The organism is Staphylococcus sp. GDY8P45P (genome assembly GCF_017892745.1).
Classification (GTDB): domain Bacteria; phylum Bacillota; class Bacilli; order Staphylococcales; family Staphylococcaceae; genus Staphylococcus; species Staphylococcus cohnii.
The window spans coordinates 359,408-382,107 of the sequence record NZ_JAESLS010000006.1; the positions used below are offsets into that span (position 1 = coordinate 359,408).

22 protein-coding genes and 1 pseudogene are annotated in these 22,700 nt (G+C 31.3%); 1 reads left to right on the forward strand and 22 read right to left on the reverse strand.

All coding sequences use genetic code 11. The features are described from left to right. The first annotated feature begins 2 nt into the window (after window positions 1–2). Window positions 3–1,955: a hypothetical protein gene (locus tag KA873_RS06440; RefSeq protein WP_000163792.1), complete on the forward strand. Its 1,953-nt coding sequence runs from the start codon at window positions 3–5 to the stop codon at window positions 1,953–1,955. A gap of 71 nt (window positions 1,956–2,026) precedes the next feature. On the opposite strand, the gene dfrG is transcribed toward KA873_RS06440, so the two are convergent. The 22 genes and pseudogenes from dfrG to ccpN form a co-directional block, all read right to left on the reverse strand. Next, a complete protein-coding gene (gene dfrG, locus KA873_RS06445) occupies window positions 2,027–2,524 on the reverse strand; it encodes a trimethoprim-resistant dihydrofolate reductase DfrG (protein WP_000868795.1) in 498 nt (165 codons plus the stop codon). Between the two features lie 274 nt (window positions 2,525–2,798). Continuing rightward, a pseudogene (locus tag KA873_RS06450) lies at window positions 2,799–3,362 on the reverse strand (ATPase, T2SS/T4P/T4SS family); the annotation flags it as partial. A 59-nt stretch (window positions 3,363–3,421) separates the two neighbouring features. Beyond that, window positions 3,422–4,045: an MBL fold metallo-hydrolase gene (locus tag KA873_RS06455; protein WP_107385049.1), complete on the reverse strand. Its 624-nt coding sequence runs from the start codon at window positions 4,043–4,045 to the stop codon at window positions 3,422–3,424. A gap of 2 nt (window positions 4,046–4,047) precedes the next feature. After that, window positions 4,048–4,371: an MTH1187 family thiamine-binding protein gene (locus KA873_RS06460; protein WP_107385048.1), complete on the reverse strand. Its 324-nt coding sequence runs from the start codon at window positions 4,369–4,371 to the stop codon at window positions 4,048–4,050. Beyond that, window positions 4,371–5,357 carry a glucokinase gene (locus KA873_RS06465; protein WP_019469350.1) on the reverse strand — a complete coding sequence of 329 codons (987 nt, stop codon included), beginning with the start codon at window positions 5,355–5,357 and terminating at the stop codon, window positions 4,371–4,373. Before KA873_RS06465 ends, KA873_RS06460 begins: the two co-directional genes overlap by 1 nt. Before the next feature lie 309 nt (window positions 5,358–5,666). Next, window positions 5,667–5,873, reverse strand: a complete 207-nt coding sequence (locus KA873_RS06470; protein ID WP_107385046.1) for a YqgQ family protein — start codon at window positions 5,871–5,873, stop codon at window positions 5,667–5,669. After that, window positions 5,857–7,308, reverse strand: a complete 1,452-nt coding sequence (locus KA873_RS06475) for a rhomboid family intramembrane serine protease (RefSeq protein WP_107505268.1) — start codon at window positions 7,306–7,308, stop codon at window positions 5,857–5,859. Before KA873_RS06475 ends, KA873_RS06470 begins: the two co-directional genes overlap by 17 nt. Window positions 7,309–7,319: 11 nt before the next feature. Beyond that, window positions 7,320–7,862, reverse strand: a complete 543-nt coding sequence (locus KA873_RS06480) for a 5-formyltetrahydrofolate cyclo-ligase (protein WP_107505269.1) — start codon at window positions 7,860–7,862, stop codon at window positions 7,320–7,322. A 134-nt stretch (window positions 7,863–7,996) separates the two neighbouring features. Further along, entirely contained in the window at window positions 7,997–8,146 is a 150-nt protein-coding gene (rpmG, locus tag KA873_RS06485) for a 50S ribosomal protein L33 (protein WP_019469354.1), read from the reverse strand. 129 nt (window positions 8,147–8,275) lie between these two features. Then, on the reverse strand, window positions 8,276–10,327 hold the full coding sequence (locus KA873_RS06490; RefSeq protein ID WP_107521376.1) for a peptidoglycan D,D-transpeptidase FtsI family protein: 2,052 nt from the start codon (window positions 10,325–10,327) through the stop codon (window positions 8,276–8,278). A gap of 120 nt (window positions 10,328–10,447) precedes the next feature. Further along, window positions 10,448–11,047, reverse strand: a complete 600-nt coding sequence (locus tag KA873_RS06495; RefSeq protein ID WP_107505353.1) for a superoxide dismutase — start codon at window positions 11,045–11,047, stop codon at window positions 10,448–10,450. Window positions 11,048–11,326: 279 nt separating this feature from the next. Next, on the reverse strand, window positions 11,327–11,740 hold the full coding sequence (locus KA873_RS06500) for a Fur family transcriptional regulator (protein ID WP_107386512.1): 414 nt from the start codon (window positions 11,738–11,740) through the stop codon (window positions 11,327–11,329). Continuing rightward, window positions 11,718–12,590, reverse strand: coding sequence for a metal ABC transporter permease (locus tag KA873_RS06505; RefSeq protein WP_019469358.1), 873 nt, complete (start codon window positions 12,588–12,590; stop codon window positions 11,718–11,720). The genes KA873_RS06500 and KA873_RS06505 overlap by 23 nt, the downstream gene beginning before the upstream one ends. Next, on the reverse strand, window positions 12,587–13,360 hold the full coding sequence (locus KA873_RS06510; protein WP_107386513.1) for a metal ABC transporter ATP-binding protein: 774 nt from the start codon (window positions 13,358–13,360) through the stop codon (window positions 12,587–12,589). The genes KA873_RS06505 and KA873_RS06510 overlap by 4 nt, the downstream gene beginning before the upstream one ends. Before the next feature lie 175 nt (window positions 13,361–13,535). Then, entirely contained in the window at window positions 13,536–14,426 is an 891-nt protein-coding gene (locus tag KA873_RS06515) for a deoxyribonuclease IV (RefSeq protein ID WP_107386514.1), read from the reverse strand. A 16-nt stretch (window positions 14,427–14,442) separates the two neighbouring features. Next, complete coding sequence (locus KA873_RS06520; protein ID WP_107386515.1) at window positions 14,443–15,777, reverse strand: DEAD/DEAH box helicase; 1,335 nt, start codon at window positions 15,775–15,777, stop codon at window positions 14,443–14,445. Window positions 15,778–16,040: 263 nt separating this feature from the next. Further along, entirely contained in the window at window positions 16,041–17,144 is a 1,104-nt protein-coding gene (locus KA873_RS06525; RefSeq protein WP_107505149.1) for a Nif3-like dinuclear metal center hexameric protein, read from the reverse strand. Beyond that, window positions 17,145–17,825, reverse strand: coding sequence for a tRNA (adenine(22)-N(1))-methyltransferase (locus tag KA873_RS06530; RefSeq protein WP_210140194.1), 681 nt, complete (start codon window positions 17,823–17,825; stop codon window positions 17,145–17,147). It lies immediately after the preceding gene. 66 nt (window positions 17,826–17,891) lie between these two features. Then, on the reverse strand, window positions 17,892–18,998 hold the full coding sequence (rpoD, locus tag KA873_RS06535; RefSeq protein ID WP_046208153.1) for an RNA polymerase sigma factor RpoD: 1,107 nt from the start codon (window positions 18,996–18,998) through the stop codon (window positions 17,892–17,894). A gap of 138 nt (window positions 18,999–19,136) precedes the next feature. Beyond that, a complete protein-coding gene (gene dnaG, locus KA873_RS06540) occupies window positions 19,137–20,921 on the reverse strand; it encodes a DNA primase (RefSeq protein WP_107505151.1) in 1,785 nt (594 codons plus the stop codon). Window positions 20,922–20,967: 46 nt separating this feature from the next. Further along, entirely contained in the window at window positions 20,968–21,789 is an 822-nt protein-coding gene (locus tag KA873_RS06545) for a pyruvate, water dikinase regulatory protein (RefSeq protein ID WP_107505152.1), read from the reverse strand. 14 nt (window positions 21,790–21,803) lie between these two features. After that, complete coding sequence (ccpN, locus tag KA873_RS06550; RefSeq protein WP_071560292.1) at window positions 21,804–22,427, reverse strand: transcriptional regulator CcpN; 624 nt, start codon at window positions 22,425–22,427, stop codon at window positions 21,804–21,806. Window positions 22,428–22,700: the final 273 nt, after the last annotated feature.

The following is a 22,700-nucleotide window of genomic DNA, read 5'->3' on the forward strand; positions in this document are numbered from 1 at the left end:
CAATGACCAAGCTTAAAAGATTAGCCACGAAGGAAGATGAAATTGTAGATGTTAAAATTCCGATTTCAAACGAAGAATTAAAAGATAGGGCTAAACAATATGATTTATTAACTCCAAAACGATTTGCAACAAGGTATAACAAAATGTTGTTCTTGCCAACGTCTTTTAAATGGAACGGTTCTGAATATCCCATTCAATATAATTACTGCATCAATCCGTTTTGTTGTAATTTTGGGAAAGAACAGCACAAATTCAAAGATGTAAAAGGGAAACCAAGTCGATATAAAATGACTGGTAGTTCCAAAGATAAAGGTCATAAAGGTATGTACTGCAATGACAATCCTATTGGCAGAGGTGTATCGCAAAACTGTACAGTAACCCCTTTATCTAATTGGTCTGTTGTTGAAGAAATTAAACGCCTTATAGAAATCAATAGCATCCAAGATGTTGAGCCAGATTATCAATTTCATAAAGAAGGCTGCTCGGAAGAAGAATCAACCCCATTCAATGAGCCGAAGCAATTTTACAAAAGGGGGAAAAGTAGGGGCAAATCTCAACGCTATCAATGTAAGGCGTGTAAGAAGTTCACTAATGTTCTACCAAAAAGAGAAGAAACCACTACTTATCACCAACAAAAGAACACCATTCTTCCAATGTTCGCTAAGATGGTTGTTGGAAGGGTTTCAGTCAGTCGTACTTGTGATATTTTAGGAATTGGAGTTGGAACCTACTATCATAAGCTGGAGTGGCTGTATAGGCGTTGTTTGGAGTTTTTAGAACGATATGAGACACAACCCCTTCAAACAAAGAAATTTAACGAGATGTGGCTTAATACGGACAAGATGCACTACTACCTAAATAACGTCCGTAAGAAAGGACAAGGTTCAAAGAAATATACGGGGTTTGAAGACCTTAATATGCAAACGTATATAGTTGTATCTGCTGAGGTCTTATCAAGATATGTGTTCCGTTCTGATGTTGCCTATGATTGGAATATTTCAATGGATGAATTAAATGAAGATACAAGAAAATTCAAAGAAGACCATCTCAATACTTTTAGTCGTAAAAATGATAGGTTAGATTGGTCTTATTATCCACAAGAACCATCCGCTAACGATAGCGAAAATAGGAATGCTTATCTTCACGAATTAGGGAAAATTACTAATAGGAGTAGATTTGTCGATGGTTTAAATGTTGATGCTCCTTATACTACAACTGCTCACTATTGGTTAATTAAACAAATGGTTAATGCCGACGAATGGCGAATGATTAGTGATGATGACTTCTCTATTAGAAACGCCTTTTATAGAGTATTCACGAAAGAATTAAGGTTGAGCGATGCACATCATTTTATTTGCCAAGTTAACAAGACGAAAAGCAGAAAACAATGCTTAAAAGAATTCGGACAAGCAAAAGCAGAACTGCTCGATTGGGGAGATATCAGAGGATTCAAAACAAAGTTTCTACGGACTTTGGCATCTCATTATCTAACTGAATTACTAACAAGTCATCAATTCCACGAAGAGGCTATTAGTAAAGATGGAGAAAGATATCGCAAATATGCCGATAACCCTATCAAACATCCATTAGCCACTAAGGATAAAGGATTTTATTCAGTTGATTGTAGAACGGATTTATCTGCTCTGGAACCAAACGAAATCGCAAAGATGCTATTAAATGTTAATGACCATTCGACCAATAGCTTTATTCAACAGATAAGACGTTATATATCATCTCTTGAAAGACCATTAACAACAGCTCGTGGTGATAAGAAGAGCTATATTTACGCTAACTTCAATCCGAAGTATGCTCAATTTGCGATTACAATTCTAAGAACTTACTACAACTTTTGTCGCCCTTTTAAATCAGCGGATAAAAAGGTTTTGACACCTGCTCAAAGATTAGGGATTACAGATAAACAATTTGATTGGAAAGATATAATTTATTTCAAATGACAAAAAGAGCTTGGAGTAATCCCAAGCTCTTGTGCTTTATCTTTACTGTTCTTCTTCAATTAACGCACCCGTTAACTCAATAAGTTTTTTCTTTCATATACATGAAAATAGTAGTTATACGGATTTTTATCATTCTTTATCCCTTTTTGGGCAAATACCTCATTCCATTCCTCATAATTCACTTCTGGAAAAAAAGTATCTCCTTCGAATTCATGATGTATTTTTGTGATGTACATTTTCTCAACATAAGGGAAAAACAAATTATAAATCTGTTCTCCTCCGAAAATAAAAATTTCTTCTTCGTTTTTACATAACTCAAAAACATCTTCTATTGAATGAACAATTTCACAACCATTAAAGGTAAACCCCTTATCTCTCGTCAGAATAATATTTCTTCTGTCAGGTAAGGCTCTTCCGATTGATTCAAGGTTCTTCCTACCTAATATTATCGGATGTCCCTTTGTAGTATTTTTAACATATTCCCAGTCCTTGGGAATCCTCCAAGGAATGTCATTCTCTTTGCCAATCACTCTATTCTTATCCATCGCAGCAATCAAAGAAACTTTCATTTATAACACAGCCTTTTTAACTAATTTACCATCTAATTTCTTATTTCTATCAAAAAACCTTTTCTCATTATCCTGCCCGTTAGTTGAATAAGCAATTTTTTCTATAAGTTATATTATCATAATACCACAAAATCACAAATTTTCATTCAATTATCATTTTCAATTGCATTTTATAAATCATTTTGTATGTAATTTGGTATGTAAGTTAAAATGAAAAAAGTAGTCCATTTTGAAGTACATTTTGTCATTTTGTACTCCAAAACTGAACTACTTAATAATTAATACCTGCTTTTTCGTTGATAGACACTTGTGTAATTCCCTCAACTAAACGCTCTACAGGATCTTCTACGGTAATGATGTTAACATTTAAATGCTCCTTTGCGTGTACTATGAGCTGATACATTAGTGTACTTTTTCCTGATCCCGTCGGACCACTAAACAATATTAACCCTTGTTTTTTATAAACTAGCTTAAATAATTGATTAATACTAAGTGCTTTTGCAGAATTTTGAAAGTATTGAGGTATAATTCTCACTACACAACTTTCAAATCCTAGAGATAAAGGTAAAGTTGAAACTCTTAAATAGTATAATTGTTTGAGTTTGTAAGCATATCTTCCACTTTGCGCAGTGCTATGTGTTGAGACATCTAAGCCAGCTTGATATTTCATATATGTGAGCAATTTCCTATAAATATGAACTTCTACTGTTTCTATAGTGCTTAAATATTCTTTTTTCCTAAATTTAATGTGTACTTTGTTTTGGTCAGGGATAAAGTGTACATCTGATACATTTTCATTAATAGCTTTATCAATAATATTTTTAAAGAGTAACTTCAAAAAAACACCTCCTACAATAATACACGTAGGAGGTGTTAATATTACTTTCTAAAATTAAATTAACCATGCAAGTATGGATTAAGTTGTTCATCTTCTATCGTTGTATATGGCCCATGTCCTGGGAATAAAGGTAAATCATCATCTAGCTTGAATAATTTATCTAATATCGAGTCAACTAATGTTTCATAATCACCTTTATATAAATCGGTTCTTCCTATACCTTGTTTAAATAAAGTATCACCAACTACAGCAAAATCGTCAAATATAAAAGATAAACTACCAGGCGAATGTCCAGGCGTATGAAGTACTTTGAATTTAAAGCCTTCAATTTCCATAGAACCTTCATCAATCTTTTGTGGTGATACGCGACTTGTGACAGGTGTTAATCCATATTGCTTAAATTTCTGTGAACCATTTTTATCAGTATTAGTTAAAAAATCAAATTCACTGTAATGCATATAAACGGGCACCTTATATTTATCAACAATTTGATCTAAAGCACCAATATGGTCGAAATGAGCGTGTGTTAACAATACTGCAATGACAGGTTTATTAATTTGGTTTAATTTTTTTATAATTAATTCATAATCAGCCGCTGGATCAACTATAATGACATGCTTATCATTTTCAATAAAATAAGTATTCGTCTTAACTAAGCCCAATGCTAAACTAGAAATTTGCATTGTTAGTGACCTCCATTATCTAAATGATTTTGAACTGATTTTAGTTTATCATTCATTTTTCGAGATTTATCTCTTCTATCGTCAATTCTGATATTCGTACAAACTCTATCAATACCTTTATCAAAAGGTAATTCATGAATGGCTTGAACGACTTCAAATAAATCTTTCAAATCTCCTTCAATTAAGGTATTCATTGGTGTTAATTGATAGTCAATTTTACCTTGTGCTTTAAATTCTTTTAATTTCGTTTGTATCTCAGCAATATACTTGCTAACACTTGGTCCTTCTGTACCCACAGGTATAACTACTACATCTACTATAGCCATTATTTCACACCTTCCTTTTCAATTATATAAGTATAAATTAAGCCAGCAGCACCAGTAATGCCCGCATCATTACCTAATTTAGCTTGAACAATTTCTGTTCCTTGTTGTGCTGGTGTAAAAGTTAGATTATGATACTCTGTTTTTATATTTTCAATTAAAATCAAACCAGCTGTAGACATTCCTCCACCTAAAACAATATATTTAGGGTTACTTGTCACGCTGATAATACTGCACAAATATGCAATATAATTAGCTACACGCTCCGTAATAAAGATACAGAATTGATCTCCAGCTTTCGCTGCATCAAATACTGCTTTTGCGGTAACTTGATTATCTTTAATTAATTGAAGTATCGAAGATTTAAACGTTAATTTAGGATAATAAAAATTCACTAAATTAACAACACCTGTCGCGGAAGCAACGGTTTCAATACAACCTGATTTACCACAATTACATTTAAAGCGTTGATCATGGTCAACTCTAAAATGACCAATTTCAGCACCAGAGCCATTATGACCGTGCACAATTTCTCCGTTAGAAATAATACCGCCACCTAGACCAGTGCCTAATGTGATTGCAACTACATCGTCTGCACCATGTCCTGCACCTTTGTGCTTTTCACCTAATGCTGCAACATTAGCATCATTATCAACATAAACAGGACATTCTACAAATTGTTTGAAAATTTCTCTGACATTAACAGTTTCTTTCCAATATAAGTTAACTGCACCATTAACCTCACCTGTTTCAAAATTCACTGGTCCTGGTACACCAATACCAACACCTAACACATCTGAAAAAACAAAGTCAGAATTATCGACATGTTCAACGAAAGATTCATAAACATTTTTCAAAAGTGCATAACCTGTAACATCTGACGTATCAGTCTTTATAGACCATTTCTCAATTTGTTCTAATTGTTGGTCGAATATACCTAGCTTACAAGTTGTACCACCAATATCTGCTGCTAAGATAATTTTTTTCATGTATTTTATTCATCCTTCTCTTATTTTTTAAGGAATACTAATCTAAATCTTGATTTCATCAACAGTCGATCTTAACGTTTTGCACGTTAAAATAGTTGTCTTTTTCCTTAAAATATATTTTTTCTCTGTATAAAACATATATATCTATATTAATATTTTTCATTTCACAAATGCAATGATAACGAATATAAAGATATATTATATAATCAATAACAAAAAATGTGGCTATTGATTGTTAACTGTTTAAACTGCCAATATGGTATGTATCCATATTATAAAAACTACTTACTCATATAATGATTCAAGGCATTAGCGTTCATTTTTCCGTTGATTAATAATTAATTTAGATTTAATATAATCATCTTTGGTAATTAAACTATATTCATACAATGAATGTAGCTCTTGTTCCATCATTTCATAAATATCTTCCTTATCCTTGAAGTAAATGATAAAACCAAATTTTTTTAAAAGTTGTTGCACATCATAAAATGTATTAATCTCATGAATCACCGTCATCGCTCAATTCTTTATTTAAATTAATATAATCATGATTAGTTGGATCTATTTTTAAAGCGGCTTTAATATGTTTTTTTGCTTTATCTTTGTTATTGATAGATCTATTTGCAACCGCTAGTTGGTAATTTAATAATGCAGAATCTGGAAAATTTCTTAAACCTCTTTCCCATGTTGCCATGCCCTCTGATTTTGAATCAGTTGTCGCATTAATTAATCCTTTTAGGTAGTATGTTTCATCATCGGCATAACTTTTATTTACCGTGTGTTGCACCATATTTTCAGCACTTTTATAATTACCATGCTTCATTTCCTTTTCAATGATTGTATTATAAATATTATCCTCTTGAATCGTAAAGATTCGAATTTGAGCTGCAATAAATAAAACAATCATTAAAATTAGAAAAATCCAGAATTTATTTTGGTTAATTTTAAAATAATATCCTATAAGCGTTATTAGTAAACCACCAATAAAACCACCCACATGTGCTATTATATTTACATTTTGCATTAGTAATGAAGCACCAATTAAGATGACTAGGACAATTAATAATTGGCCAATTAACTTTTGATTAAATTGTTTACCAATATGCATAAAAGCAAAAATGGCTCCAATTAAACCAAAAATAGCACCGCTTGCACCAACGGAAACCGTATCTGTATTAAAAGATAACGAAGCAAAATTACCAAATAAGCCAGAAACAAAATAAATAATTAAAAATCGCCAATGCCCAACAATAGCTTCCACTATTTTTCCAAAAATAAATAAACTTAACATATTCATTAATATATGTTCAAAATTATAATGTAAAAATATAGATGATATGAGTCTGTACCATTCTCCATGAACGACGTTAAAATGTACAAGACCTCCAATATCTAAAAGTTTTAAATCAGAAAAATGATTTAAAAATAGCACCATCGAAAGCCAGATAATAATATTAATTACAATTAATGAATATGTAACTGGTGCAAATTTAAGCATATGTTTTTCAATAGGATTATTATTTAATGCTCTTTGCTTATAATAGCCTTTTGTATGCTTCGTACTGCGATTAAACATAAATTTCACTAAAAAATTGGGCATTATTTTATCCATATGTTCAACTTGTCGAATAATTTTTACTTTGAATTTAACTGATTTTAGCTCGTCTAAATTTTCATTTGTAAATGTTTTATCAGTGTAAATATATAAATTATAATTTTTGGGTTTGAAACCTAAAAATGTAATAATATCTTCTTCATGGTCTTGAACTCTACTTTTATCAAATCTAACTTCTTGTGTAGAATTAGCACCAAATTTAAATATTGCAACAGATTGCTTTCTTTTATTTGCAAGCCAAATTTCAGAATCATCTTGATTACGATGTACTACTTGATAGTTTAAATATTTTACCCAAGTATAAATTGACTTCCAAAAGTGCTTTTCAGTTATCATTTTTTCCTCCATTAATGCGTAGTCGCTATAATTAATTTTTGCACGGGTTGATCATGTGCTTCTATTTCAAAATCATTCATTTGGAAGTCATAAATTAAACTTATCGTTGGCTGGTGATGCTGTGATAAAAATTTATCAAAATAGCCCCCACCATAACCGATTCTATAGCCTTTGTTATTGAATACTACACCTGGTACTATTAACAAGTCTAAATCATTAGTTATTTCAGTATTACTTGTAACATAATTAATTCCTTTATCGTCAGGTGCAAGATTCGATAAATCATCTAAACCTTTAAATGACATTGTTTTAGTTTTATAATCAGTTTCTGGTACATATACATTTTTATCATCATTTAGCATTTTTGAAATGATTGGATAAGTATCGACTTCATGTGCCATTGAGAGCACAATGCCAATACGTTTTGCCGATTTATATTCAGATAAACTCAATAATTGTTGTGTTAAGTATTGGTCAGCAGATAATTTTTGATCTTGTTCGGAAAATTGCTTCATTATTTTTATTATTTCTTTTCTTAATGAACGTTTACTCATATATGACACCTTCCCATTTTATATCCTCTTTTATTATAACGATAAAAATATATTATGTCATCATACTGCTATTTCAATATATTTTTGAAAAAAAATAACCAGATTCAAATTTTAGAATCTGGTTAAAATTTTTATTATTTTGTTTCACGGTGCAATGTATGTTTGTTATCACGAGCACAGTGTTTTTTCATTTCGATACGTTCAGGATTAGTACGTTTATTTTTTGTTGTAATGTAGTTTCTTTCTCCACATTCTGTGCAAGCTAGTGTTACGTTTACGCGCATGCTAATTCCTCCTTACCTTTTCAAAATACGACTTATTTATCATACCATTTAGTTATAAAATTGAAAAGTATTATTTTTTAATATAGACCATACCCATAGGTTTTAAACTTAAAATAGGCTGTTGATGGTTTACTTTTTATCTTTTTCCTTAAAATAATAGTTAATTATATCGCGACCTAAGTCACCACCATTAAGCCAAGGTTCTGGAACAGGTTGATTAGTATATACAATTGAAAATGCTAATTTTGGATTTTCAATTGGTGCATAACCAACATAAGTTGAATTTACTTTTGGTTCACCATCTTGGAATACTTCTGCTGTACCAGTTTTACCAGCTGAAGGGACAACCGTATCATTGAAACTTTGATAGCCTGTACCTTCTTTTTCATTAAATGCCATTTTAAAACCTTCTTGTACTTGGTTAACTTGGTCTGATGTATTGTTAACTTTGTTTAATACGTCGCCTTTTACTTTCTGTTTAACTGGACCTAAGGAATCTTTATTTGTTGCTTTTCTAATTTCTAAGCCAATATGTGGTTGAATTCTATAACCATCGTTTGCAATTGTAGAAGCATATTGTGATAACTGCAATGGTGAATAAGTATCATATTGTCCAATTGCCAAATCTAAATAGTTTCCTGGATTATCTGTTAATGGTTCTATCTGACCGCCAGTTTCATTTGGTAAATCGATACCTGTTTTAACGCCTAAACCAACTTGATTTAACCCTTTTCGTAATTTTTGACCTGCTTCTGAAATATCAGTAGGCAATGTCATATTTGGTGAGTATGGTGAACCAGCAATTTTTAATGCTGTTTTAAACATGTATACGTTTGATGAATGCATTAAAGCTTCTTTATCATCAATCGTTACTTTACCATCTTGGTTGAAGTATGAACGTTTAGAGAGACCGCCTGCAAATTTTAATGGTTCATCAACCATTTTCTCACCAACATTAATGGCATCATTTTGGTAACCTGCTAATAATGTTCCACCTTTAACAGACGATCCAACAGCGTATTGTGACGTGAACGTTCCGATATCATAATCGGTTAAATCACCGTTTTTATCAATTTGTTTACCTGCCATCGCTAAAATATCACCATTATTAGGATTTTGGACAACCACTAAAGCATTGTCCATATCTTTAGCACCTTCACTACGTAATTTGCTTATTTGTTTTTCCAAATACGCTTCTGTTTTCTTTTGTAAGTCTATATCAATACTTAAAACAAGATCGTCTCCACGTGATCCTTCATGAATTACTTGTGAATCAATGACTTCTCCTGATTTATCTGTTGTGTATTTCATTTCTTTCTTTTTACCTTTAAGAATATTATCGTATTGATATTCTAAATAAGATTTTCCTACACGATCATTTCTTGAATATCCTTTTGATAAATATTGTTCTGTTAATTCTTTTGGAATACCTTCTTGTGTAGTAGAGACATCACCAAAAATACCGCGTAATGTATCATCATATGGATACTTTCGATCCCAATCCATCGTGGTATTAACGCCTGGTAAATCAGAAAGTTTTTGTGACACTGCAGCATATTCTTCATCTGTAACATCTTCATTTTTAATCATTTGAGGATCTAATGCAGAACCAGACATCATTTCTCTAAATATTGCTAAAACTTGTAAATCTTTATCAGAAAATGAATCAAATTGTTTCTTTCCAATTTTTTTATGTAATGTTTCATCATATTGTTCTTGAGTAATACTTCCATCATCTAATAATGATTGTTCTTTTTTCATTAATTCATCAGCTTTATTAGGGTGCTTTAAAATCCAAAAATCTTGTTTATCTCGATCTGTAATTTTATCAGTATCCATTTTTATAAGTTTTGATAAATCATTAGCTATTTTTAAAACCTCTGATTGCGACGTTTTTCTTCCACGAGAAAAAGTAATGGCTTTTTTAGATGCATTATCTACTAGAACTTTACCATTTCTATCGAGAATTCTCCCTCTTGGAACAGCTTCATTAACAGTTAAATTTTCACTGTTTTTAATTAATTGCTTATAATGAGAGCCCTGCGCAATTTGCAAATAACCTAATCGTAAAACAATAACCGCAAAAATAAATACAATTAGACCAAACACAAAGCTTATTCTTTTGTTCATCGTATTTCTTATTTTCTCATCGTTTGATTTTTCCTTTAATCTTTTTAGCAAAACAACATACCTCTATTCAAAAGTGATCACTTTAAATGATATATGAAATTGACACAGATTTCTATTATTTTAAATAAAAAAATGACGACCTGTGTAAGGCCGTCAAAAATAGAAGCTTAATTATTTAGCAGCGTTATATAATTCATCAACTTTTTCCCAATTTACAACGTTCCAGAAAGCACTAATATATTCTGGGCGTTTGTTTTGGTATTTAAGATAATAAGCATGTTCCCAAACGTCTAAGCCTAGGATTGGTGTTTTACCTTCTGTAAGTGGGTTATCTTGGTTTGGAGTTGTAACAATTTCTAAATTACCATTATTAACAACTAGCCAAGCCCATCCTGAACCAAAACGAGCTGCAGCTTTATCTGCAAATTCTTCTTTAAATGCATCTAAAGAACCCCATTGTTCTTTAATTTTATCAACTACAGTTCCTTTTTCTTCAGAGTTTGGAGTTAATAATTCCCAGAATAATGAATGGTTTAAGTGTCCACCACCATTATTTCTAACAGCTGTTTGAATATCTTCTGGTACACTGTCTAAATTTGCAATAATATCTTCAATTGATTTAGACTCTAAATCAGTACCTTCAATTGCTGCATTTAATTTAGTAACATAAGTGTTATGATGTTTGTCGTGATGGATTTCCATTGTTTGTTGATCAATATGTGGTTCTAATGCGTCAGAACCATAAGGTAAGTTTGGTAATTCAAAAGCCATAAATAATCATCCTCCTAATTAATCTGTAAATAAAGCATAACAACTAAAAATGATTACAACAATGAATATGCTTACAAACTTATTCAAAAGTCATAAAATTATATTTGTTATCTTTAGTTCCTTTATTATTATATCTCAAATTAGTGCATTTTAAACATAATAGACAAAGTATTTTAAAAATTCAATATAATTCAGACTATTGACCTATGTTTAGAAGGAAACTTTTTTGTAATAAGCGTCGATTGGTGCTATTTTACATTTAGAGATACACTGGAAATTTTAAGCATGCTGACAAGCTTCACATACTCCATAAACTTCTAATTTGTGGGTGTGGATTGCAACTTTAGGTAAAAACGCTTTTATCTGTTCAATTGGACAAAAATCAATTATTTTTGTATCACCACAGGATTCACAAATAAAATGATGGTGATGATGATCTGTACATGCAATTCTAAATTTCATTTCACCATCGAGTTCCGTGCCCTCAACGATACCTAAATCTTTAAATAAATGTAAATTTCGATATATCGTATCAAATGAAATACCTGGATAATCTTTATCTAATTTTTGTTGTATATGTTTTGCGTTAATATATTTATCTTCTTCTATAAAAACATTTATCATATCTCTTCTTTTATTTGTATATTTGTGTCCTTCTGCTTTTAGAATATTAATTGCTTCGTCTATTTTCATTATTAATAGCCCCTTTCACAGTTTTTAATTTGAACTTTTGATATGACATCATTATTGCTAATAAAAGAACAAGTAATACGACAATCACGCCACCAGGAGAAATATTCATATAAAATGCTAATACTAGCCCTGCTATAACTGAAAATTCTCCAATTAACACACTCAATATAATCAGTTGTTTGAAACCTTTTGTCATACGCATTGCGATAGCTATCGGCAATGTAATTAATGCACTTACTAGTAATATACCTACTACTCTCATAGATGCTGATATGACCATTGCGACTATAATGATAAATAAAAACTGTATCCATTTCGGAATACCTATAACTTTACTATATTCTTCATCGAATGATAGTATGAATAACTCTTTGTAAAATAACAATATAAATGCTAATACGATGATAACGATTGCGATAATGGTTGATAAATCACTGATAGTTACAGCACTAATGGAACCAAATAATAAACCAACAATTTCTTGATTAAAACCATCTGCTAATGAAATAAAAATAGCACTTAATGCTATGCCTGCACTCATAATAATTGGTATCGCGATTTCTTGGTAATTACTATACGATGTCCTAAGCTTTTCGATTAATAATGCACCAATGACTGCGAATAATATCCCAAACCACATCGGATTAATAAATGTAAGTGCAGGTGCAATCGTCACGAAAAACATACCAAAAGAAATACCGCCAAGTGTAACGTGACTTAATGCATCTGCAATTAAAGATAGCCTTCGAACAACAATAAATGCACCGATTAATGGGGCAATAAAGCCAATCAAAATACCACTTATCAGAGAGTATCTCATAAAATCAAAATTTAATAATGCCTCAATCATGATGAACAACACTCCCTATTATGTTGATGGTCTACAAATTGAATAGGATGACCATATATTTTAGATATTTCCACTTCATCTAACGACTTAAAATCCTCTGTTGTGCCATGAAAATGTAGATGCTTGTTTAAACATGCTACTTCTGTAGCGGTATCTGCTACAACACCTATATCATGGGTAACTAAAATGATTGTTACTCCTTCATTTTTTAAGGTCTCTAATGTTTCATAGAATTCACTAACGTGTTTTGCATCTATACCGTTAGTCGGTTCATCTAGTATAAGTACTGAGGGGTTGCTAATCAAAGCTCGCGCTATTAATACACGTTGTTGTTGCCCACCCGATAATTCTGCAATATTTTTATTAATTAAATGACCTATATTCAAACGATTTAATACGTCCACCACTTTATGTTCATCATTTTTATTAAACCATTGAAATAACTTTTTACGTTTTGTAAGCCCACTCATAACAACTTCCTTGACACTCGCAGGAAAGCCCGCTTTAAATGCTTGGGCTTTTTGTGAAACATAACTAATTTTATATAAAGATTGCTTTCCATTATATGCTTTGCCATCTACAAATATTTCACCTTTTTGCAAAGGTAAAAGTCCTAATATAATTTTTAGCAAAGTTGATTTACCAGCACCATTTGGTCCAACTATAGCCAAAAATTGACCTTTATTTATTTTAATGTTTATGTTTTCTAATACTTTTTTGTTTTCAAAATAATAATCAATATTTTTTAATTCGAACACTGGAGTAGTCATCTTTTCACCTCGTTCTATACTATACAACTTGTTAACAATTATGTAAATAGTAATGTTTACGAATTAACAAAAAGGATGAAATAGAGCCCAATTATAAATTGAGTTTACTATTCCATCCTTCAAAACATTATTTTATTCAGTACTTTATTTGGTTATTATCCAGTCTTTTTAAGTGTTATTGCATTAAAATTTTATCCTTTAACTCAGGATCAAATTGTTGTTGTTTAAGCATTTCAATTTCAAATTTATACGGTGGTTTTTTATTCTTTTTATCTTCACCTACATATGGTGTTTCAAGTATTTTGGGAATATCTTTGAACGTATCATGATGAACGATATAATTTAAAGCATCAAAACCGATATAACCAAAGCCTATATTTTCGTGTCTATCTTTATGTGCGCCAATATCATTTTTACTATCATTTACATGAACAACCTTTATTCTATCGATACCAATAATCTTATCAAATTCATTTAATACACCATCGAAATCTTCTTTTACGTTATAGCCTGCATCATGTGTATGACAAGTATCGAAACACACAGATAAACGTTCATTATGCTTAACGCCATCTATAATTCGAGCGATTTCTTCAAAATTTCTTCCAATTTCTGACCCTTTACCAGCCATTGTTTCAAGTGCGATGCGTACATTATTATCATTTGTAAGTACTTCATTTAGTCCTTCTATGATCTTATTAATACCAGCATCTGCACCTTCTCCTACATGTGAACCTGGATGCAATACTATATCTTTAGCTCCTATTGCTTGAGTTCTTTCAATTTCACTTTGTAGAAATTCAACACCTAAATTAAACACATGAGGTTTAACAGTATTCGCAATATTTATAATATAAGGTGCATGCACTACAATATTTGAAAGCCCATAAGTTTGCATCAATTCTTGACCTTGATCAATATTTAATTCTTCTATAGGCTTTCTTCTTGTGTTTTGTGGTGCACCTGTATAAATCATGAAAGTAGATTCACCGAATTTATGTGCTTCTTCAGCTGAACCTGCTAACATTTTCTTGCCATTCATAGATACGTGAGATCCTAATAACATAGTAGTCACCAATCCTTTATTTATTTTTTCTGGCTTGACGATTTTGTTTCTTACTGAATTTTTTACGCTCTTGACGTTTTAAATGTTCTAGATCACGTTGGAATTTTTTCTTATAGCCAGGTTTTACTTTTTTCTTGTTTCTCTTCACTTTGTTTTTTAATTCGTTTGTTAAATGATCATCTTTATTTTTACGTGATTGTCGTGTATTGTGTGCCTTTATTGGTGTCAATTCATCGTTTTTTATATCAACATTCTCAAATTGATAACCTCGTTGTTCTATTAACGCGATGTTTTCTTCTTCCTCAGGGCTGTATAGGGTAATTGCAACACCTTTATATTGACCTCTACCAGTACGTCCAACACGATGCGTGAAGAAATCAATATCATTTGGTACATCAAAGTTAATGACATGACTTACGCCTTCAATATCTATCCCACGTGAAGCTAAATCACTTGCGATAACAAATTGAAATTCTAAGTTACGAATACGTTTCATTTGTTGTTTACGCTCTCTAGGAGTTAAACCACCATGAATCATACCTAATTTTAATCCCGCAGCATTTAACTGGTCTGCAAGTTCGTTTGCATTATCACGACTATTACAAAATATAATACATAGATATGGATTTAAAATATCAATGAGTTTTATCGTTTTTTCTATCTTTGCCTCTCCCTTTGTTGGAATTAAAAAGAATTCAATGTTTTTGTTATTCTTTTGAACATTTTCAATTTCAACGTATTCAGGATTTTCTAAATATTTATTTAAAAATGGATGTAATGATTTAGGGATTGTAGCGCTAAACACAGCTATATGAGATTGTTCATCTAAGCGTGTAGCAATATGGTCTACCTCTTCTATTAATCCTAAATCAATCATTAAGTCAGCTTCATCCACAACTAAATAAGAAGCTAAGTGCACATGTAAATCCCCATGTTTAGCTAGGTCGTTTATCCGTGTTGGCGTACCTATAATAAGTTGCGGTTGGTTCTTAGCGCGTTGTCTATCTTTTTCAATATCAGTGCCACCAATGAAAAGTTTAACAGATAAGCCACCTTTATAATCAGCTAAATGGCTAGCAACATCAAATAATTGTTGTGCTAATTCTCTTGTTGGTGCAACAATGATTGCTTGTGGTTCTTTAACATCGACATTTATTAAATGTACTAATGGTAATAAAAAGGCGTGGGATTTGCCAGTGCCTGTTTGTGATTGTCCAATTAAGTTTACTTGTTTTAATATTTTTGGAATTACTCTATTTTGTACTTCTGTAGGTTGATTAAAGTTCAAATTTCGTACCGCGTCAATTAAACTAGGGTCTAAATTAAACTTATCAAATGGGTGATTTGCCATGATTTGGCCTCCTTAAATCTTCATCTTTTCTATTATAAAGCATTCACAAACGATTTTGAACTAATTATTTTTTTATCTAACCGTTGATGGTAAATATAGTTTGAAAGTAAGAGAGGCTGGGACATAAAGTAATGCCTCAGCCTAAAGTAAATGGTAGTCGTTGACTGAAATAAAATTTTAAATAATTATCTTTTCCAAATTTCAACTATTCTTAGTCGGAAGGATTAATGAAATTTTATTTCTTCCAGTTATATCAATAACAATTATAAATAATTAAACGGATCCGTGTTGAGTTTAGATGCCTTAATTTCAAAAGTAATATCATCCGGTTTAATCCAATTAATTAATAAGTCACACAAACCATCTTTCATTACATATTCACTATAATGATTAATATCTAATAAGTTAATACCCGCAATTTTTGCATCTAAGGCATCATGATGTTTGATATCACCAGTTATAAAAATGTCTGCGCCTTGTTGATCCGCTTGATACTCAAATCCAATACCCGAACCACCTATAATCGCAACCTTTTTAATCGTTTGCTTTAAATTTCCAATAAATCTAACACTTGGCATTTCCAATTGTGTTTTGACATGCTTCACAAAAGTAGGTGCATCCATCTCAGATTCCAATTCTCCAATCATACCTAAACCGTAATTTGCTTCTTTTTCCATTTCTATAAAATCAAAAACTGGCGTTTCATATGGATGGTTCGTTTTAATTAATTGTTCTGCTAATTGCTTTTGGTTTTCATCAATCATAAATTCTAATTTAAACTCGTTAACTTCTTCGATTTTATCTAATGTTCCAATATGTGGTTGAGCATTACCAGTGGGTTTGAATTGCCCATTTCCTGGGCTCTCAAAGAAACAATATTTATAATTTCCTTCTTCAGCTAAACCTGCATCACTCAAAGCATCTTTAAATGATTTAAGGTTTGCTTCTGGTATAAACACTTGCACTTTATAGTATTTTAAAATTTCTGGATTCAAGATATGTTGATTATTCAATTGAAGTTTTTCTGCTAACATCGCATTAACACCTTTTGGGTAAACATCTAGATTTGTATGCAAAGCAATTAAATTCATATCATTTTTAATTAACTTTCGTAAAATAGCGCCATAACCATCTTGATGAATGATATTTTTAACACCTTTAAATATGAGTGGATGATGACAAATAATAGTGTTAAAATCATGATTTATTGCTTCATCAACGACCTCATTGGTACAATCTAAAGCGGTTAAAACACCTGAAATTTCAGCAGATTCATCTCCGATTAACAAGCCAACATTATCCCATGATTCTGCAGTTTTAAATGGTACATGTTGATTTATTATTTGAAGTAACGTTTTGACTTTCATTTACAACACCTCATTAATTAAATTGATTTCGTTGTTAATTTCATTTAATCGCTCGCCATGTCTTTCAGAGTCCAAATGACTTTTGATTTTTTGCAATGCTTGTCGTTCTCTTTCCCATTTTTTGAAAAATAATTCATGTTTCTTTTTTAATAAAATCGGTCCAAACTTTAATTCCGATTTAGTAAGTGTTTGTGGCTGTTGTTCACAAAAATCTGCTACGATTATTTCATAGATATGACCTTTTTCTTCTAAAATTACTTCTTCAATAATATTATAATGCATGGATTCTAACAAATTTCTAATCGCGCTAGATTGTATGTTACTTTGTAAAATAAGCCTCGGATGTGCGGTTAATTTTTCTTTACCTTCTTCAAGGATTTTAGCTATTAGTGGCCCACCCATACCACAAATTGTAATGGAATTGATTTGATCATTCGACTGTATTATCGATAATCCATCACCTAATCTAACATCAACATGATTTACTAAATCATGTTCTACAACATTCTTTTTCGAAGCTTCGAATGGACCTTTGATTACTTCTCCAGCAATTGCATTTTTGACTAAATTATTTTCAATCGCATAAATCGGAAGATATGCATGATCTGAACCAATATCTGCTAAGCAATCTCCTGTTATAAATGTACTCACTTTTTTTAATCTTTCATTTAATGTAACCATAAAAGCGCTCCTCTATGTAAATGTAAAAAGCTCTTTTGTACGACAAGGTACAAAAGAGCTGAAAAATTAGTCCATAAAGTCTTTAAGACGTTTACTTCTACTCGGATGTCTTAATTTTCTCAATGCTTTAGCTTCAATTTGACGAATACGCTCTCTAGTAACACCGAAGACTTTACCAACTTCTTCTAGCGTACGTGTTCTTCCGTCGTCAAGTCCAAAACGCAAGCGTAGTACATTTTCTTCTCTGTCAGTTAATGTATCTAAGACATCTTCCAGTTGTTCTTTTAATAATTCATAAGCCGCATGATCAGATGGACTTTGAGCTTCTTGGTCTTCGATAAAATCACCTAAGTGACTATCGTCTTCTTCACCAATTGGTGTTTCTAATGAAACTGGCTCCTGAGCTATTTTTAATATTTCTCTTACTTTTTCAGGTGGTAAATCCATTTCTTCACCAATTTCTTCTGGAGCTGGATCACGACCTAAATCTTGTAATAGTTGTCTTTGTACACGGATTAATTTATTGATTGTTTCTACCATATGCACTGGAATACGTATTGTACGAGCTTGGTCTGCAATTGCACGTGTAATTGCTTGACGTATCCACCAAGTTGCATATGTTGAAAATTTAAATCCTTTATTGAAATCGAACTTTTCAACTGCTTTAATTAAGCCCATATTACCTTCTTGAATTAAATCTAAGAAAAGCATGCCACGGCCAACATATCTTTTGGCTATACTGACTACTAAACGCAAGTTTGCTTCAGCTAATCTTGATTTAGCGACTTCGTCACCTTGTTCAATTCTTTTAGCTAATTCTATTTCTTCTTGCGCATTTAATAAATCGACACGTCCGATTTCTTTAAGATACATACGTACAGGGTCATTAATTTTAACACCTGGAGGAGCACTTAAATCATTAGGATTTAATTTAGCATCTTTGTCAGAACTATCTTTTTCGTTTACCAAACTGATATCGTTATCTGTTAATTGATCAAATAGTTCATCCATTTGATCAGAATCCATCTCGAAGTTTTGCAATTTCTCTGCAATCTCTTCGTGGCTAAGATGCCCTTCTTTTTTACCTTTTTCAATTAAGTGTTTTTTTACATCTTCTAAAGTTAGAGATGGGTCAATTGTTTGCTTTTTAAGTGTAACTTTATTTCCAGACATGAAAAGGCCTCCCGAATATAATATCAACTTGAAACCGTGATATCATTTGATAGATAATCTTAATATTATCTACCCATAATTCATACGATTTATTCAAGTTGTTAAACCCAATAATATACAAATATATTCATTTTTTATTTAATTCATTCTATTTTTATTGAAGTTTACAATTTTTTCTAGGTAATATTTCTGCAACTCTAAATCACCTAATCTAGAAGCCTCCCGTAACTTATGATTAAGCGATTCAATCGTTTCTTCATTTCTATTTGTTAAAAGTGTGTTTAAATAATCATCGATTTCATGTTCATAGGGTTCTTCATTTATCATATAGTTATCCAATGATATAAATGCTTCTTTAATTTCATTTGAATCGATATATTGTAAAACATCACTAATATTAAACGTATCATTCTCAGAATAAAACTCATGTAAAACATTAAATATACGCTTAAAATACTGATTTGTAAAGTCTTCTGATTGAAGTAATTTATGATAATTCAAGAAAATATCCTTATCATTCATAAAGTGTTTTAATAAAGCACGCTCTGCCTTTTCTTGTTTATTTAAATTAGTGAATTGTGGCACACTAGGAAATTGATATGACTGTGGTTGATAATAATCTTCACGTTGTCCTACTTCAATATTTAAACTGTCCATGCTTACTTTAAACAATTCTGACACGTCTTGCAATATTTTTTTACGTAAAATTGAGGACTTCATTAATGAAATGTCATTCGTGATTTCTTTTAAATATCTTTCATATGCCAAATCATTATTTTCAATTTCTTCTTGATGCATGTGCACTTTATAAAGAATGAATGACTTTTTTTCATGTTCAACAAAATAATTAAACGCATCTGCACCGTGTTTTCCAATATACTCATCTGGATCCATGTTTTTCGGAAGTTGTACTACAAATACATTAAAACCTTGTTGTAACAATATTTGACCAGATTTTAAAGTGGCCTCACTACCAGCAAAATCCCCGTCAAACATCAGCGTCACATTTGAAGTGAGTTTTTTCATAAATGCGATATGTTCTTGTGAAATCTGTGTTCCCATACTTGCTACGACTTGATGTAATCCTGCATAATCGGCTTTTATCACATCCATAAAACCTTCGAGTAGAATAATTTCATCATTTTTTCGAATCGCTTTTCTGGCTTGATCAACGTTATATAATAATCTTCTTTTTTGAAATATCGGTGTTTCAGGACTGTTAAGATATTTTGGCTCTTGATTTGTATATGTTCTCCCTGAATAACCAACAGTTCGCCCTTGTGCATTTGTTAATGGGAACATAATTCTATCTCTGAAACGATCATAATAGCTGAAATTTTCTTCGTTTCTAGACAATAAACCCGCTTCATATGCTAGTTGAATATCATAACCTTTCTTCTGTAAAAAGTCATGACAAAAATTTGCATTTTTAGGCGCATACCCTATTTTCCGACTATCTATGAGTTCATCAGTAAAGCCACGCTCTTTTAAATAATTTAACGCTGCTTCACCTTCAACAGTTTTCTTTAAGGCGTAATGATAATAATCTTGCATTAATTCATGCATTTCAATCATTTGCAAATCTTCAGAAGCAATTTGATGATTAGGATGTTGATCTGACGCTGTCTGAGGCGTTTCAACTTCAATATTTACACGTTCACCTAATAATTTTACTGCTTCAGTAAAAGAAACGTCTTTAATTTCTTGAGTAAATTGAAAGACGTTCCCTCCTTTTTTGCAACCAAAGCAATGGCAAATTTGTTTATCTTCAGAAACAGTAAACGATGGGGTTTTTTCATCATGAAAAGGACACAACCCAATGTAATTGCGTCCTCTTTTTTCTAATTTAACATATTCACTTACTAAATCGAGAATATCCGTTTTCTCTTTAATTTCATTAATTGTTGCTTGTTCAATTCGCAAAATTATCACCTATTAGACAGTAGTTATCATATTATAATAGAATTTCTTATTTTAAGAAACTATTTTGCTCAATGATACTAATAATATCATTTGCAGTTTCTTCAATCGCTTTATCAGTAACGTCTATCACAGGGCAGCCAATCTTTTCAACTAATTCATTAAAGTAATTTAGTTCTTCTACAATACGTTGCTCTGTAGCATATCTTGCACTATCTCCTAAGCCCAATTGTTTTAATCTTTCTTTTCTGATGCGATTTAATTTGTCTTCACTTATCTTTAATGCAATGCATTTTGAAGTGTCAACGTTAAATAAATTATCTGGTGGTGTTACTTCTGGCACAATTGGGATATTCATCACTTTATAACTTTTATGTGCAAGATATTGTGACAGAGGCGTTTTTGAAGTTCTAGATATGCCTAATAGAACAATGTCAGCTTTATCTAAACCTTTTGGATCTTTACCATCATCATATTTTACTGCAAATTCTATTGCATCAATCTTTTTAAAATATGCTTCATCTAATTGATGCACAAGTCCTGGTTCAAAATAAGGTTGTTCATCAATTTTATCTAATAATATATTCATCAGTGGACCCATAATGTCTACAGACTTAATTTGAAATTCTTTTATTTTCGCTTCCATATACTTTCTTATTTCTGGCTTCACTAATGTATAAACAACTATCGCTTCAGTGTCTTTTGCAACTGAGATTACTTCATCTACATTTTCTAAAGCTTCAATATACGGATACCTACTTATTTCACTTTCACATTGATTTGGGTTGAATTGTGAAATGCAAGCTCTTGCTACAAGTTCAGCAGTTTCACCTACTGAGTCAGAAGCAACAATAATTTTAATATTTTTCATTTAATACATACCACCTATTCATTTAGTAAAGAGACAAATATTTTTGTAATTGTTGTTTTAGATATACGGCCCTTAACTTCATATTTTCCATTTTCTTTTTTAATCACAATTGGTAAAGAATCTATTTCTTTTTCAATCATTAGATTTGCAGCAAATATTACACGCTCGTCTTCAAGTACAAAGCTTAAATTAGGCATACGTGTCATTATAATATTAACAGGCATCGTATGTATATCCTTACCTATCATTGACGCACGTAATAAATCCTTTCGAGAACAAACGCCTATAAAATCTCCTTCATTATTTATAACAAACAACGTACTAACATCCTCTAGAAATATTGTACAAATTGCATCATAAACAGACATTTCGTTTTTTACTACTACAGGGTGTGATGCGTAATCTTTAACAATATATTGTTTTAATTGATCAGCAATTAATTTATTTTTTGGCTTTCCAGAATAGTAGTAGCCTACACGTGGACGAGCTTCTAAAATACCAGACATTGTGAGTATTGCTAAATCTGGTCTCAAGGTCGCTCTAGTAAGACTAAGATGTTCTGCTATATGTTCACCAGTAATAGGTCCATTATTTTTGACAATATCAACAATTTGTTGTTGTCTTTTACTCAGTTCTATAAGACTTCACCCCTTTACTCATTACATTTAATTATACATTGAATTATAAATTGCTACAAATACATATATTTACTTGCTAATAATCAACCAATACATTAAAATTGTATTTAAAGCGAGTTAAGGGTGGTGAAAGCTTAACAAAACAATTGGCTACAATTTCAAATGAAGTTTCAAAAGCGAGTGTACACACTAAATTGGGTGGAACCGCGGGTTATTAAAAATTTATTAAAAACACATAAATTATATGTGATTAAAATTAATTAACTCGTCCCA

Excerpts from the sequence above, each read along its gene's own strand:
- KA873_RS06525 (WP_107505149.1), bottom strand. The coding sequence starts at position 17,144 with ATGAAAGTCAAAACGTTACTTCAAATAATAAATCAACATGTACCATTT.
- KA873_RS06460 (WP_107385048.1), bottom strand. The coding sequence starts at position 4,371 with ATGGCTATAGTAGATGTAGTAGTTATACCTGTGGGTACAGAAGGACCA.
- rpoD (WP_046208153.1), bottom strand. The coding sequence starts at position 18,998 with ATGTCTGGAAATAAAGTTACACTTAAAAAGCAAACAATTGACCCATCT.
- KA873_RS06545 (WP_107505152.1), bottom strand. The coding sequence starts at position 21,789 with ATGAAAAATATTAAAATTATTGTTGCTTCTGACTCAGTAGGTGAAACT.
- KA873_RS06520 (WP_107386515.1), bottom strand. The coding sequence starts at position 15,777 with ATGGCAAATCACCCATTTGATAAGTTTAATTTAGACCCTAGTTTAATT.
- KA873_RS06465 (WP_019469350.1), bottom strand. The coding sequence starts at position 5,357 with ATGAAAAAAATTATCTTAGCAGCAGATATTGGTGGTACAACTTGTAAG.
- KA873_RS06475 (WP_107505268.1), bottom strand. The coding sequence starts at position 7,308 with ATGATAACTGAAAAGCACTTTTGGAAGTCAATTTATACTTGGGTAAAA.
- dfrG (WP_000868795.1), bottom strand. The coding sequence starts at position 2,524 with ATGAAAGTTTCTTTGATTGCTGCGATGGATAAGAATAGAGTGATTGGC.
- KA873_RS06480 (WP_107505269.1), bottom strand. The coding sequence starts at position 7,862 with ATGAGTAAACGTTCATTAAGAAAAGAAATAATAAAAATAATGAAGCAA.
- KA873_RS06500 (WP_107386512.1), bottom strand. The coding sequence starts at position 11,740 with ATGAAAATAGACGAAGCAATTAATATTCTAAAAGCAGAAGGACACAAA.
- KA873_RS06505 (WP_019469358.1), bottom strand. The coding sequence starts at position 12,590 with ATGATTGAGGCATTATTAAATTTTGATTTTATGAGATACTCTCTGATA.
- KA873_RS06510 (WP_107386513.1), bottom strand. The coding sequence starts at position 13,360 with ATGACTACTCCAGTGTTCGAATTAAAAAATATTGATTATTATTTTGAA.
- KA873_RS06470 (WP_107385046.1), bottom strand. The coding sequence starts at position 5,873 with ATGACGGTGATTCATGAGATTAATACATTTTATGATGTGCAACAACTT.
- KA873_RS06495 (WP_107505353.1), bottom strand. The coding sequence starts at position 11,047 with ATGGCTTTTGAATTACCAAACTTACCTTATGGTTCTGACGCATTAGAA.
- KA873_RS06455 (WP_107385049.1), bottom strand. The coding sequence starts at position 4,045 with ATGCAAATTTCTAGTTTAGCATTGGGCTTAGTTAAGACGAATACTTAT.
- KA873_RS06530 (WP_210140194.1), bottom strand. The coding sequence starts at position 17,825 with ATGGTTACATTAAATGAAAGATTAAAAAAAGTGAGTACATTTATAACA.
- KA873_RS06515 (WP_107386514.1), bottom strand. The coding sequence starts at position 14,426 with ATGTTATTAGGATCTCACGTATCTATGAATGGCAAGAAAATGTTAGCA.
- KA873_RS06440 (WP_000163792.1), top strand. The coding sequence starts at position 3 with ATGACCAAGCTTAAAAGATTAGCCACGAAGGAAGATGAAATTGTAGAT.
- rpmG (WP_019469354.1), bottom strand. The coding sequence starts at position 8,146 with ATGCGCGTAAACGTAACACTAGCTTGCACAGAATGTGGAGAAAGAAAC.